The sequence below is a fragment of the Rhodoblastus sp. 17X3 genome, from assembly GCF_030056575.1.
Lineage (GTDB): Bacteria > Pseudomonadota > Alphaproteobacteria > Rhizobiales > Beijerinckiaceae > Rhodoblastus.
In genome coordinates, this window is record NZ_JASHHX010000006.1 from 128,452 (window position 1) to 142,016 (window position 13,565).

The window sequence follows — 13,565 nt, forward strand, 5'->3', positions numbered from 1 at the left end:
GAACGGGGCGCTCGACGCGGCCCGCGCTTTGAGGGAGCATTGGCTCTGTTTACCGTCGAAACGATCCGCGATCTGTCGCGTCTTGGCGAGCTGGCGGAGGAATGGGAGCGGCTGGCCGCGAGCCTTTCGCCGCACCTTCCCTTCAATTTTCCGAACTGGGCGCTGAACTGGTGGCCAGCCTATCGCCGCGACAGCCTCGCGGCGCGCGACGAACTGCTGTGCTACGCGCTCCGCGACGCCGACGGCGGCCTGGTCGCGGTCGCGCCCATGTTCGTCACCCATCGCCCCGGCTATGGGCCGTTGCGGACGCGGGAGCTGCAATTTTTCGGCGCGGACACCAATGTCACGGAATGGCGCGGCCTGATCTGTCGCCCGGAACAGGCGGAGCCGGTCCTGGCCGCCCTGTCAGCGCGCCTGCAGCAGGACAAGCCCGCGGATTTCGTGCAATGGCGCGGCTTGCCGGCGGGGACCTGCGCGCGCGTCTTTCGTGGCGACTTCACGCCTCAAGCCATCATGGACCTTCCGGTCTTCTATCTCGACCTTCCCGACAGCTGGGACGCGTTCAAGCGGAATCTGCCCCGGAACGTCAAGGAATCCCTGCGCAAATGTTACAATTCGCTGGCGCGGGACGGACATCCGTTCACGTTGCGGGTGGTCGAGGCGGAGGCAGATGTTCCGGCCGCGCTCGACGTCTTCTTCGCCCTGCATAATTTGCGCGCGGAGGCGCGGGACACCAGCGTCCGCCATCCTGACGTCTTCTTCGCCGCTCAAAGCCAGGATTTTCTGCGCGCCTTCTGCGCCGACATGGCGCGGCGCGGCGATCTGCGCATTTTTCAGCTGGTCATCGCGGACAAGGTGGTCGCCACGCGCGTCGGCTTCATCCTCGGCGACGAACTCTACATGTATTTTAGCGGCTATGATCTCGAATGGAGCCGCTACAGCGTCATGACCACTCTGGTCGCCGAGGCGATTCAATGGGCCATCGCGCATCGCCTGCGGCTGTTCAACCTCTCGACCGGCAGCGACGTGTCCAAGACCCGCTGGCGCCCGGCGCGCGTCGATTTTTTCGGCGGTTATCAAATTCTCGGCGGCGCCGTGAGCCGCGTTCCGCTCGCGGCGCTGCTGGCTCTGCGCAATCGCCGCAGCCCCGCCAAACCCGCCGTTGTGGCGGCTGGCGGAGAGCCGCAACAGGGCCTCGCCGCGGGGTCGTCCTGATCCGGCTTCGACACGATTGGCGTCCCAAACAGAGCGGACGCCGCTCTCCCGAAAACGCAAAACGCCGCCCCGGGGGCGGCGTTCGCGGCGGCTGACGGCGGCGGACGTCAGGCCGATTTCAACTTCACCGCGACGGCGGTGGCGCAGACGCGCTTGAGCGGCGTCGCGCCGGGGTGTTCCGTGCGCGGCAGGATTTCCTCGCGATAATCCACATCGACCAGGGCGTCGGCGTCGCAATCCTCGGCGGCTTGCATCAGCTTGTGCAGCGCTTTCAGCCGGAACAGATTGGCGTCGATCGTTTCGCCCGCGCCGCGCCAGTCGGAGGCGGCGCTGATCTTGCCCAGGGACGTCAGGGTCTCGTGGTTCAGTTCCTTGGATGAGCCGATACGCATAAACATTCTCACGTTTCAAGTTCGCTTGTTGGGACGATAACAACAGCGTGAGGTTTCCGATTCCTTAATGGCATGAATAAGACCAAAAATAGTATTTTAATCTGTCGGAAAGCCGCATAGATTAATGTCTATTCATCAGTATGAACAAGTCGTTAATATTCGCGGGCTTCGGAAATGAAAAACCCCGCCTGCGGACAGGCGGGGTTTGAAGTTCTGGCCCGCGGAAAGCTTATTCGGCGGCGATCTGCACGGCCGGGGCGGCTTCCTTGACCTTGGCGTCGACATGCGGCTCGAAGGTGACGAAATTGTCGCGGAACAATTTCACCAGCTTCTTCGCCGTCTCGGCGAATTCAGCCTTGGACGCCCAGGTCTTGACCGGGTTGAGGATATGCGGCTCGACGCCGGGAACCGAAGTCGGCACCGCAAGGCCGAAATAGGGGTCGGTGCGGAAGTCGGCCTTGTTCAGCGAGCCGTCCAGCGCCGCGGCGAGAAGGCGGCGGGTGACGCGGATCGGCATGCGGCGGCCCGTTCCATATTTGCCGCCCGTCCAGCCGGTGTTGACCAGCCAGCAGTCGACGTGATGCCTGGCGATGAGGTCGCGCAGCAGATTGCCATATTCCGACGGGTGACGCGGCATGAAGGGCGCGCCGAAGCAGGTCGAGAAGGTGGCGGACGGCTCGGTCACGCCTTTTTCCGTGCCGGCGACCTTGGCGGTGTAGCCGGACAGGAAGTGATACATGGCCTGCGAGGCGTCGAGCTTGGCGATCGGGGGCAGAACGCCGAACGCGTCGCAGGTCAGCAGGACGATGTTCTTGGGATGGCCGGCGCGGCCAGTCTCCGAAGCGTTCGGGATGAAGTCCAGCGGATAGGCGACGCGGGTGTTTTCCGTCTTGGAATTGTCGTCGAAATCCGGAACGCGAGTCTCGGGATCGAGCACCACATTCTCCATCACCGTGCCGAAACGCTCGGTGGTGGCGAAGATTTCCGGTTCGGCCTCGCGCGAAAGCTTGATCGCCTTGGCGTAGCAGCCGCCTTCGAAATTGAACACGCCTTCCTTCGACCAGCCGTGCTCATCGTCGCCGATCAGCGTGCGCGAGGAATCGGCGGAAAGGGTGGTCTTGCCGGTGCCCGACAGGCCGAAGAAGATCGCCGCGTCATGGCCGTCGCCGACATTGGCCGAGCAGTGCATCGGCATGACGCCTTCCGGCGGCAGGATGTAGTTGAGATAGGTGAAGACCGACTTCTTCATCTCGCCGGCATAGGAGGTGCCGCCGATCAGCACGATCTTCTTCGCAAAGTTGACCGCGATGATGGTCTCGCTGCGGCCGCCGTGGCGCTTCGGATCGGCGCGGAACGAGGGCAGATCGACGATGGTCAGGTCGGCGACATTGTTGAGCAGTTCGTCGGCGGTCGGGTTGATCAGCAGGTTGCTGATGAACAGCGAGTGCCAGGCAAATTCCGTCACGACGCGGGTCTTGACGCGGTGGGCCGGGTCGGCGCCGCCGAACAGATCCTGCACGAACAGGTCCTTGCCTTCGGCGTGCTTCAGGAAGTCCTCGAGCAGGACGTCGAAATTGGCCGGCGTGATCGCGCCATTATTGTCCCACCACACGGTGTTTTCGGTGGTCTCGTCGCGCACGACGAACTTGTCCTTGGCGGAGCGGCCGGTGTGGGCGCCGGTCTCGGCGACCAGCGCGCCGCCAGCCGCCAGCACGGCCTCGCCGCGGCGCAGGGATTCCTCATAGAGTGCCGGGGCGGTCAGGTTGTAATAGACGTTCTTGAGTTTCTTGAACCCAAAGGTTTCGACCGGAAAGGCCGGATTGAAGACGCCCGACTGAGCCATTTTTTTCTCCCGACTGCGCTTAAAGATGGAGGAGCGCGTAATTCCCGCGAAAGTTCCGGGTCCGTTTACGCGCCGCATAGGGGCCATGCAAGTGAGAAATAAGACGGTACTTTGACCTAGATTAAATTTACCATGTCAGCCGCTCGCAGGGACGCTGTTTTGCGCTTCCGCTAAAGCTTCCCGCCATGACGCGGGGGACAGGGCCGGCCGGGAGAAGGCGAGACGGGCCGTCAATTGCGGGGCGGCGAGGTCGAGGCCCTCGCTGTCGAGCCCGGTCGCCCGCCAGTTCAGCGCGGGGTCCGCGCCGGCCGCGCGCGCCCAGCCGCCGCGTCGTTCGCGCGGCAGGGCGTTGATCTCGTCGAGCAGGCTTTCCTCCGCCGCGAACAAGTCTGCGGCGCTCGCGACATCGGCGAGCATGGCGTCGCCCGGATAATCCGCCGCGCGCGCAAAGCCGCCGTTGAGATGGGCCGCTTCGGGCTCAAGCCGCCAGAAGGAGAAGTCCGGGAAGTCCGCGTAAAGCGCGGCCTTGGGATGGCGGCGCAGGAAGCGGGCGCGCGCCCGGGGATCGGAAGTCGGCGCCAGCCGTCCGACGACCGTCAGGCGCGGATGGGCCAGCGGATCGCCCTTGCCGCCCTCGGCCAGCAGCAGCGAGCCGCGCGCGTCCGCGCGCAGGTTTTTGGTGTGATGGGCGAGACCGGAAATCAGCAGCAGGGGCGCGCCGTCGCAATCGGTGGCGACGCTGGTGAGGCTGGCGAAGGGATAGCCGGCGTCGCGGGTCAGGGTGGCGAGCGCCCCCGCCGGCGTCGCGCGCAGCAGGATTTTGGCGAGAGCGAGGCCGTCGAAGGTGTTCTCGGGCAGCGGCGAGAAGGGTTGGGCGAAGCGGGCTTCCGGGGCGTCGTCGGTCGTGTTCATGGCGCATTCATTGAAAACGGAGTGAATTCCGCAGCGAGGCTACTATATATTAGCGTCACGGAGTCGCTTCGCTGGCGCCCCCGCCCAAAAAAGAGGTTTGTCATGCCGACCATCGCGCTTGTCGACGACGATCGCAACATCCTGACTTCGGTCTCCATCGCACTGGAGGGCGAGGGCTATCGCGTCCAGACCTATAATGACGGCATGGCGGCGCTCGAGGGCCTCAAGACCAATCCGCCCGACATGGCGATTTTCGACATCAAGATGCCGCGCATGGACGGCATGGAGCTGCTGCGCCGCCTGCGCCAGAAATCCGATCTGCCGGTGATCTTCCTCACCTCCAAGGACGAGGAAATCGACGAATTGTTCGGCCTGAAGATGGGCGCCGACGATTTCATCCGCAAACCCTTCTCGCAGCGCCTGCTGGTCGAGCGCGTCAAGGCGATCCTGCGCCGCTCCAATCCCAAGGAGGCCGCCGCCCAGAAGGAGACCGAGGCCAAGATCCTCGAACGCGGCCAGCTCAAGATGGACCCCGAACGCCACGCCTGCACCTGGAACAACGAGCCGGTGGTGCTCACGGTCACGGAATTCCTGATCCTGCAGGCGCTTGCGACGCGTCCGGGCGTGGTCAAGAGCCGCAACGCGCTGATGGACGCCGCCTATGACGACCAGGTCTATGTCGACGACCGCACCATCGACAGCCACATCAAGCGGCTGCGCAAGAAATTCAAAATGGTGGATGACGATTTCGAAATGATCGAGACGCTTTACGGCGTCGGCTATCGCTTCAAGGAATCGTGATTCGGGAGCCGGGGGCGGGCTTGCAGGAAAGCCTGGACGAGCGCGTCGGCGCGGAGCGTGCGAATGACGGCGGGCCGGCGCGCTGGCCGTCGAGGCTGTTTGGCGCGCTGCCTTCCGGCCCGCGCGCCAAGCGGCGCGCCGTGGCCTTGCGCGCCCTTTGGCGCGGCTTCGTCTCGCGTTTTTCCTCCTCGCTGACCCGGCGCATCATTCTGCTCAACATCGGCGGGCTGTTCGCGCTGCTGATCGGCTTTCTCTACCTCAACCAGTTCCGGCAGGGCCTGATCGACGCGCGCATCCAGAGCCTGAGCACCCAGGCCGAGATCATCGCCGCCGCGATCGCCGCCTCCGCGACGGTGGACGCCGACGCCATCACCATCGATCCGGAAAAGCTGCTCAAGCTTGCGCCCGGCCAGAGCTATGGGCTGGACGAGGAATCCAAGGCGGGGCTGGAGTTTTCGATCAATCCGGACCGCGTCGGGCCGCTGCTCCGCCGCCTCGTCTCGCCGACGCGAACGCGGGCGCGCATCTATGACCGCGACGGCTATATGCTGCTCGATTCGCGCTCCATCGCGGCCCGCTCCAACATTCTGCGCAACGAATTGCCGCCGCCGGGACAGGAGGAAGGCCCGCGCTGGCCGGAATGGCTGGGCGACCTGTTCCAGGGCAAGTTCAATTCCGAGAAGCTGCCGCTTTACGAGGACATCGGCGTCGCCAATGGCCGAACCTATCCCGAAGTGGCGAGCGCGCTGGAAGGCCGCGAGCGGTCCTTCGTCCGCGTCAACGCCCATGGCGAGACGGTGATTTCCGTCGCCGCGCCGATTCAGCGCTTTCGCACCGCGCGGGGCGCCCTTTTGCTCTCGACGCAGGGCAGCGACATCGACGAGGCGATCGCCGGCGAGCGGCGGGCGCTGGTGCGCATCTTCCTCGTCTCGGCCGCCGTGATGTTCCTGCTGTCCGCCGCGCTGGCCGGAACCATAGCTGAGCCGATGCGCAAGCTGGCCGAGGCGGCGGATCGGGTGCGGCGCGGCGTCAAGTCGCGACAGGAAATCCCCGATTTCACCGACCGCAACGACGAGATCGGCCATTTGTCCGGGGCCTTGCGCGACATGACCCGCGCCTTGTTCAACCGGATCGAGGCGATCGAGCGTTTCGCCGCCGATGTCGCGCATGAGTTGAAGAACCCGCTCACCTCGCTGCGCAGCGCCGTCGAGACGCTGCCCATCGCCAAGACCGATTCTGCGCGAGGGCGCCTGCTGGAAGTCATCCACCATGATGTGCGCCGGCTCGACCGGCTCATTTCCGACATTTCCGACGCCTCGCGCCTCGACGCAGAACTCGCGCGCGGCGACCGCGAGCCGATCGACATCGCGCAATTGCTGCGGGCGCTGGTCGACGCCGGCAACCAGATCGAGCGCGAAGACGGCGTCAAGGTGCGGCTGAAAGTCGAGAACGGGCCGCAGCCGGGCCATTGGCTGATGCTGGGCCATGACTCGCGTCTCGGCCAGGTGTTCAACAATCTGATCGACAACGCCCGCACCTTCTCGCAACAGGGCGGCGAGGTGCGCGTGACCCTGCGCCGCGCGCGGGGCGCCTTCGAGGAGGGGCAGGCGCAGCGCGACGGCTTTGAAATCCTGGTGGAAGACGATGGCCCCGGCATTCCCGACCATGCCTTCGAGCGGATTTTCGAGCGTTTCTACACCGACAGGCCCAACCACGCCTTCGGACAAAACTCAGGCCTGGGCCTGTCGATCTCGCGCCAGATCGTCGAGGCGCATGGCGGGAGGATCCACGCCGGCAATCGGCTGGACGACGAGGGCGAGACGCTCGGGGCGCGCTTCGTCGTCTTCCTGCCGGCGGCGGGTTGAGGGCGCGCATGACGCCGCAGAGCGACGACGCGCCCTTCCCCGTCAACGCCAGCGCCGTGGCGCTGGGCGAGAGCGGCGTGCTGATTCGCGGCGCCTCAGGCGCGGGCAAGTCGAGCCTCGCCCTCGCGCTAGTCGAGGCCTGGCAGGGGCGGGGCGATTTTGCGCGTCTGGTCGGCGACGACCGCGTATTGGTCCGGATTCGCGGCGGCCGGGCGCTGCTCAGTCCGCATCGCGCCATATCCGGCCTCGCGGAATGGCGCGGCATCGGGCTTCTCGAGCAGGATTATGAGAAATGCGCCGTACTCGCGCTGATCGTCGATCTCGAATCCGAAAACGAGCGCGCGGATTGCCCGCGCTTGCCGGAGCCGAAGGAATTATGCAGCGATTTCCATGCCTTGCACGACGTCCTGCGTTTGCGGCTGCCCGCTCGGGAAACCGAGAGATCGGTGGCGGCCATCATGGCTTTCCTGCACAATTTTTTGACAAAGTAACACAGGCCGCTCATTTCGCTTGCCAATTCAGTTGCAAACACGAAAATGGCTGGTCTGAAATTTGGCGATTTCGTGACCAGATGTGCGCTTTAGAGATGGGGCGCCCGGTTGCGGCGCCGGCCCAAAGGCTTTCCTCCCGCCGTCCGGCGGATTCGGGAGGCCGGCGCGGGCGAGGACAGGATGGTAAGTGTCAATGATTGGCATAGTGCTTGTGACGCATGGCCATCTGGCGACGGAGTTTCGCGCGGCGTTGGAGCATGTTTGTGGGCCGCAATCGCAATTGGCGACCATCACCATTGGTCCCGACGATGACATGGAGATTCGCCGACGCGATATCATCGAGGCGATCTCCCTTGTGGATTCCGGGGCCGGCGTCGTGATCCTGACCGACATGTTTGGCGGAACGCCATCAAATCTTGCGATTTCGGTGATGAACGGCGCCAATGTGGAAGTTGTGGCGGGCGTCAACCTGCCGATGCTGATCAAACTCGCCTCGGTGCGCGATGAGGCGCCGCTCGAACAGGCGGTAACCCAGGCCGCCGAGGCGGGCCGCAAATATATCTATGTCGCCAGCAAGATATTGTGTGGGAAATGAGCAATTTGGACGAAGCCGGACCCTGCGACTGCCCGCCTAATCCACCTCCGCCGGAGGGCGCGGTCACGCGCGAGTTGCCGATTGTCAATCGCAAGGGCCTTCACGCCCGCGCCACGGCGAAATTCGTCCATTGCGTTGAGCAGTTCGACGCCGAGATCACGGTGTCGCGCTGCGGCGATACCGTCGGCGGCCAGTCCATCATGGGCATATTGACGCTCGGCGCCGGCATTGGCAGCACGATCACGGTTTCCGCCACAGGCGCGCAGGCGCAGGCGGCGTTGGAGGCCATCGCCGCACTGGTCGCCAACAAGTTCGGCGAAGACGAATAGCCGCCGTTATAGCGGCGAGCGCAAGATCGCAAACTTTCCGCGCCGGGCGTCCGAGTGGCGATTTCCTTCGACCGCCGTCAATTGCTCTGGAGCGCCGCGCTCCTGGTCCCTGCGCGCGGCCGGGCGGACGACAGCGCTCGCGAAACCCCTCTCCAGTTGGCGATAAAGCGGATCAAGGCGCTCGAAGCGCAAGGCGGCGGCCGGATCGGCGTCGCAGCGCTGGACACGGCCAGCCGCAAGACCCTCGACTACCGCTCGGGCGAGCGGTTCCCGATGTGCAGCACGTTCAAGTTTCTCGCTGTTGCAAATATCTTGCAGCGCGTCGACGCCGGGCGGGCGCATCTGGACGACAGGATCATTTTTGGCGCCGCCGATCTGCTCGAATATGCGCCGGTTTTGCGGAAGCATGTGGCCGAGGGCGCGATGAGCATAGGCGCGCTTTGCGCCGCCGCCATCGCATGGAGCGACAATAGCGCGGCCAATCTCTTGCTGCGGGTCCTCGGCGGGCCGGCGGAAGTGACGCGCTATATCCGCACTTTCGGCGACGAGACGACGCGCCTTGACCGTATCGAGCCGGACCTGAACGCCGCCACGCCCGGGGACGACCGGGACACCACCACGCCCCTCGCCATGCTAGGCGATATGGAGGCGATCCTGTTGGGTTGGGCCCTGTCCGAGGCCTCGCGCCGCCAATTATCGGCCTGGATGAGCGAGAGCCCGCTGGGCCGCAAGGGGTTTCGCGCGGGAATCCCTCAGGCATGGGGCGTCGCCGCCAAGACCGGCAGCGGCGGCCATGGAACGATGAATTGCGTCGGACTGCTTTCGCCGCCGGACCGGGCGCCGATTCTGGCCGCCGCTTATTACACCGGCTCGTCGGCGCCGCCGGACGATCGCGCGGCCACCCTGCAAGGCGTCGCGGAAATCATCGCCGGCGTGTTCTGACGCTCACGCGACGCGCAGCGCCCGGCGCGTGGAGATCAGCCCGGCGGTCGAGCCGTCGAGGCCCGAAAGATCGGCGCTGGCGTCCGAGACCAGCGGCGCCAGGCGGCTGCACAATTCCTTGCCCAGCTCCACGCCCCATTGATCGAAGGGATTGATGTCCCAGATCACGGATTGCACGAACACCTTGTGCTCATAGAGGGCGACGATGCGGCCGAGCGTGCGCGGAGTTAGCTGGCGATAGAGGAAGGTCGACGACGGCCGGTCGCCCGAAAACACCTTGTGCGGGGCCAGTTCGTCGATCTGCTCTGCGCTGAGGCCCTGGGCGCGCAGGAGCTCGCGCACTTCCTTTTCAGTCCGGCCGCGTAAAAAGGCCTCGCTCTGGGCGAGGCAATTGGCGAAGAGCAGGGCGTGGTGCGCGTCGTCGGCGTGGGTCGGCTCGGCGGCGACGAGGAAATCGACCGGCGCGATTTCCGTACCCTGATGCAGCAACTGGAAGAAGGCGTGCTGGCTGTTGGTGCCGGGCTCGCCGAACAGGATCGGCCCGGTGGCGCGCGGCGAGGGCGAGCCATCGCGCAGCACGCTCTTGCCGTTCGATTCCATGTCGAGTTGCTGCAGATAGGCGGGGAAGCGGGCGAGGCGCTGGTCATAGGGAATGACCGCCTGCGAGGCGAAGCCCCAGATATTGCGGTGCCAGACCCCGATCAGGCCCATCAGGACCGGAATATTATGCGACAGCGGCGCCAGCCGAAAATGCTCATCGACTTCATGGCCGCCGCGCAAAAAATCCTCGAAATGTTCGGGGCCGATCGCGATGGCGAGGCTGAGGCCGATGGCCGACCACATGGAATAGCGCCCGCCGACCCAGTCCCAGAAGCCGAACACGCGATCCGGATTGATGCCGAAAGCCGCGACCTTGTCGAGCCGGGTCGAGACGGCGGCGAAATGATCGCCGACGGCGGCCTCTCCGAGCGCCGAGGCGATCCAGGCGCGCGCGCTGGCGGCGTTGGCCATGGTCTCCTGGGTGGTGAAGGTTTTGGAGGAGACGATGAACAGGGTGGTGGCCGGGTCGAGCGCGGCCAGCGTGTCGGCGATGTCGGCGCCGTCGACATTGGAGACGAAATGCGCGCGCAGTTCCGGCGAAGTAAAGGGCGAGAGCGCACGGGCGGCCATGGCCGGGCCGAGATCCGAGCCGCCGATGCCGATATTGACGATATTGGTGAAACTGTCGCCGCGCGCGCCGCGAATGGCGCCGCTGCGCACGGCGTTGGCGAAGGCGGCGACCCGGGCGCGCACCTCCTCCACCGCCGGCATGACGTCTTCGCCATCGACGCGGACCGGACCGCCGGAGAAATTGCGCAAGGCCATGTGGAGGGCGGGGCGATTTTCGGTGGCGTTGACCTTCTCGCCCGAGAACAGGGCCTCGCGGCGTTCGTCGAGGCGGGAGGCGCGGGCGAGATCGATCAGATGGCCGAGCGTGGTCCGGGTGAGGCGATTCTTCGAATAATCATAAAGCAGGTCGTCGAGACGGACGGAGAAATGGTCGAATCGCTGCGGATCCTCGGCGAAGAAATCTACAGTGCGCCGGGCGGCGATATCGACGCGATGCGCCTCCAGGGCGGCGAAGGCGGCGGCGCGGTCCATGTCCTGACTCCCAAGGGAACGATTTCCTGAAAGCTTAGCCTGCGGCGCGGAAAAAAAACAGCGCGTCGCCGGTTGTGGGGCGCCGGCCTTGCGGTTATCGCAAAATTCAGTTTGAACGGTGCATGGCTCCTCCCATCCTCACCTTGCAAGGCGTCGGTCTGACCCTTGGCGGCAAACCCCTGATCGAATCCGCCGACCTTTCCGTCGAGCGGGGCGACCGCATTTGTCTTGTCGGCCGCAACGGCTCGGGCAAATCGACCCTGCTCAAGATTGCCACCGGCGAAATCGAGCCGGATCGCGGCAAGCGCTTTTTCCAGCCCGACGCTACTGTGCGCTACCTGCCGCAGGAGCCGGACCTTTCGGGCTATGCGGACGTTTTCAGCTATGTCATCGCCGGCCTCGGCCCGAGCGACGCCGACTATCGCGCGCATTACCTGCTCGACCAATTGGGCCTGACCGGCGCGGAAAAGCCGGAAAACCTCTCCGGCGGCGAGGCCCGCCGCGCCGCCCTCGCCCGCACTTTGGCGCCGGAGCCGGATATTCTGCTGCTCGACGAGCCGACCAACCATCTCGACCTTCCCGCGATCGAATGGCTGGAAGGCGAACTGGCGAGCCTTCGCTCGGCGCTGGTGCTGATCAGCCATGACCGGCGTTTCCTGCAAAACCTGTCGCGGGCGACGGTCTGGCTGGATCGCGGCGTCACGAAGCGCCTCGACCGCGGTTTCGGCGAATTCGAGGCCTGGCGCGACGCGCTGCTGGAGCAGGAGGAGCGCGACGCCCAGAAACTCGACCGCAAGATCGCGGCGGAGGAACATTGGGTGCGCTATGGCGTCACCGCGCGGCGCAAGCGCAATGTCCGCCGCATGGCCGGACTTTCGGCCCTGCGCCAGTCCAAGCGCGACGCCAAGCGGATGGTCGGCGACGTCAAGATCAGCGTCGCCGAGGGCAAGGTGTCGGGCAAGCTGGTGGTCGAGGCCGAGAAAGTCGCCAAGAGCTTCGGCGGCCGGCCCATCGTCAAGGACCTGTCCCTGCGCATGCTGCGCGGCGACCGGCTCGCGCTGGTCGGCCCGAACGGCGCCGGCAAGACCACTTTGATCAACCTGCTCACCGGCGTGCTGGAGCCTGATTCCGGGACGATCCGCCTCGGCGCCAATCTGCAGATGGCGACGCTGGACCAGCGCCGCGCGGCGCTCGATTCCAACGCGACGCTCGCCGACACTTTGACCGGCGGCGGTTCGGACTGGGTTGAGATCAATGGCGAGAAGAAGCATGTCATCGGCTATATGAGGGACTTCCTGTTCCAGCCGGAACAGGCGCGCACGCCCACGGGCAAGCTTTCGGGCGGCGAGCGCGCGCGGCTGCTGCTCGCCCGCGCCCTCTCGCTGCCGTCGAATTTTCTGGTGCTGGACGAGCCGACCAATGATCTCGATCTGGAGACGCTCGACCTGTTGCAGGAAATGCTGGCCGATTATCCCGGCACGATCCTGCTGGTGAGTCACGACCGTGATTTTCTCGACCGCGTCGCCGGCTCCGTGCTGGTCTCCGAAGGCGAGGGCAAGTGGATCGAATATGCCGGCGGCTACAGCGACATGGTCGTACAGCGCGGCGAGGGGCTCGGCCCGGCGATCAAGGCCAAGGCGACCGAGAGCAAGAGCAAGCCGGCTGCGGTGAAGGCCGAGCGGGCGCCGGACACAAGGCGCCGGCTCTCCTTCAAGGAAAAGCACGCCCTTGAGACGCTGCCGGCGACGATGGAGAAATTGCGCGCGACGGCGGCCAAATTGCACGAGATACTGGACGATCACGCGCTTTACGCCCGCGATCCCAAGCGTTTCAATGACGCGTCCGCTTTGCTGACCAAGACCGAGGCGGAGCTGACCGCCGCCGAGGAGCAATGGCTGGAGCTGGAAATTCTGCGCGAGGAAATCGGAGGCTAGCCCTTATAGGTGAACGCCTATGAGGGCTGGTCAGGCGCGACCGCGCCCGATAGCCGGCTGCGAGGCGGGCGTCTTCCGACGCCCTCTTGGCTTATGCGAGGGATTCCTGGACCGCGACGCGTCGCGGTCCAGGAGAAGAGGTATTGGCCTCCTCAGGAGACGGACATGAGCGCTTTCGACGTCATCATCTATCACAACCCCGCCTGCGGCACGTCGCGCAACGTGCTGGGCCTGATCCGCAATTCGGGGATCGAGCCGCATATCGTGGAATATCTTAAGACGCCGCCAACGCGCGCCCTGCTGGAAAACCTGCTCTCGCGCGCCGGGTTGAAGGTCCGCGACATCCTGCGCAAGAAGGCGCCGCCTTTTGCGGAGCTTGGCCTCGACAATCCGGCTGTGTCGGACGACGACATTTTCGCGGCCATCGCCAGGCATCCGGTGCTGATCGAGCGACCGATCGTCGTCAGCCCGCTGGGCGTGCGGCTGTGCCGCCCCTCGGAAAAGGCGCTGGAAATCCTGCCGGCGCAGCGCGGCGAATTCTTCAAGGAAGATGGCGAGCGGGTGGTGGACGAAAAGGGCCGCCCGGTCGCCTCGGCCTGAGCGCG

General features: G+C 65.2%; 13 protein-coding genes. 9 read left to right on the forward strand and 4 right to left on the reverse strand.

From position 1 onward, the window contains the following. Nucleotides 1-39: 39 nt before the first annotated feature. Nucleotides 40-1,215, forward strand: coding sequence for a GNAT family N-acetyltransferase (locus tag QM467_RS08235; RefSeq protein WP_283365825.1), 1,176 nt, complete (start codon nt 40-42; stop codon nt 1,213-1,215). A 107-nt stretch (nt 1,216-1,322) separates the two neighbouring features. Here the strand turns inward: QM467_RS08235 and QM467_RS08240 are convergent, their stop codons facing one another. The 3 genes from QM467_RS08240 to QM467_RS08250 all read right to left on the reverse strand — a co-directional run bounded on the left by QM467_RS08240 (nt 1,323) and on the right by QM467_RS08250 (nt 4,362). After that, nucleotides 1,323-1,613 carry a hypothetical protein gene (locus QM467_RS08240; RefSeq protein WP_283365826.1) on the reverse strand — a complete coding sequence of 97 codons (291 nt, stop codon included), beginning with the start codon at nt 1,611-1,613 and terminating at the stop codon, nt 1,323-1,325. 223 nt (nt 1,614-1,836) lie between these two features. Then, nucleotides 1,837-3,450, reverse strand: a complete 1,614-nt coding sequence (locus QM467_RS08245; RefSeq protein ID WP_283365827.1) for a phosphoenolpyruvate carboxykinase — start codon at nt 3,448-3,450, stop codon at nt 1,837-1,839. 135 nt (nt 3,451-3,585) lie between these two features. Next, the gene (locus QM467_RS08250) at nt 3,586-4,362 is read right to left on the reverse strand and encodes a HugZ family pyridoxamine 5'-phosphate oxidase (RefSeq protein ID WP_283365828.1); all 777 of its coding nucleotides are present in this window, start codon (nt 4,360-4,362) and stop codon (nt 3,586-3,588) included. A 102-nt stretch (nt 4,363-4,464) separates the two neighbouring features. On the opposite strand from QM467_RS08250, the gene QM467_RS08255 reads away from it, so the two are divergent. The 6 genes from QM467_RS08255 to bla all read left to right on the forward strand — a co-directional run bounded on the left by QM467_RS08255 (nt 4,465) and on the right by bla (nt 9,385). Then, the gene (locus QM467_RS08255; RefSeq protein WP_283365829.1) at nt 4,465-5,163 is read left to right on the forward strand and encodes a response regulator transcription factor; all 699 of its coding nucleotides are present in this window, start codon (nt 4,465-4,467) and stop codon (nt 5,161-5,163) included. 95 nt (nt 5,164-5,258) lie between these two features. Continuing rightward, nucleotides 5,259-7,028, forward strand: a complete 1,770-nt coding sequence (locus QM467_RS08260) for a stimulus-sensing domain-containing protein (RefSeq protein WP_446737751.1) — start codon at nt 5,259-5,261, stop codon at nt 7,026-7,028. Nucleotides 7,029-7,036: 8 nt separating this feature from the next. Then, the gene (locus QM467_RS08265; RefSeq protein ID WP_283365831.1) at nt 7,037-7,519 is read left to right on the forward strand and encodes an HPr kinase/phosphorylase; all 483 of its coding nucleotides are present in this window, start codon (nt 7,037-7,039) and stop codon (nt 7,517-7,519) included. A gap of 193 nt (nt 7,520-7,712) precedes the next feature. Beyond that, a complete protein-coding gene (locus QM467_RS08270; protein WP_283365832.1) occupies nt 7,713-8,114 on the forward strand; it encodes a PTS sugar transporter subunit IIA in 402 nt (133 codons plus the stop codon). Beyond that, nucleotides 8,111-8,443: an HPr family phosphocarrier protein gene (locus QM467_RS08275; RefSeq protein ID WP_283365833.1), complete on the forward strand. Its 333-nt coding sequence runs from the start codon at nt 8,111-8,113 to the stop codon at nt 8,441-8,443. The genes QM467_RS08270 and QM467_RS08275 overlap by 4 nt, the downstream gene beginning before the upstream one ends. Nucleotides 8,444-8,497: 54 nt before the next feature. Then, nucleotides 8,498-9,385, forward strand: coding sequence for a class A beta-lactamase (gene bla, locus QM467_RS08280; RefSeq protein WP_283365834.1), 888 nt, complete (start codon nt 8,498-8,500; stop codon nt 9,383-9,385). Nucleotides 9,386-9,388: 3 nt separating this feature from the next. Here the strand turns inward: bla and pgi are convergent, their stop codons facing one another. Next, on the reverse strand, nt 9,389-11,026 hold the full coding sequence (pgi, locus tag QM467_RS08285; protein WP_283365835.1) for a glucose-6-phosphate isomerase: 1,638 nt from the start codon (nt 11,024-11,026) through the stop codon (nt 9,389-9,391). 122 nt (nt 11,027-11,148) lie between these two features. Here pgi and QM467_RS08290 point away from each other — a divergent pair, with 122 nt between their 5' ends. Together QM467_RS08290 and arsC are read left to right on the forward strand one after the other, a co-directional pair. Continuing rightward, nucleotides 11,149-12,960, forward strand: coding sequence for an ABC-F family ATP-binding cassette domain-containing protein (locus tag QM467_RS08290; RefSeq protein WP_283365836.1), 1,812 nt, complete (start codon nt 11,149-11,151; stop codon nt 12,958-12,960). Nucleotides 12,961-13,125: 165 nt separating this feature from the next. Further along, on the forward strand, nt 13,126-13,560 hold the full coding sequence (arsC, locus tag QM467_RS08295) for an arsenate reductase (glutaredoxin) (protein ID WP_283365837.1): 435 nt from the start codon (nt 13,126-13,128) through the stop codon (nt 13,558-13,560). The last annotated feature ends 5 nt before the right edge of the window (nt 13,561-13,565 follow it).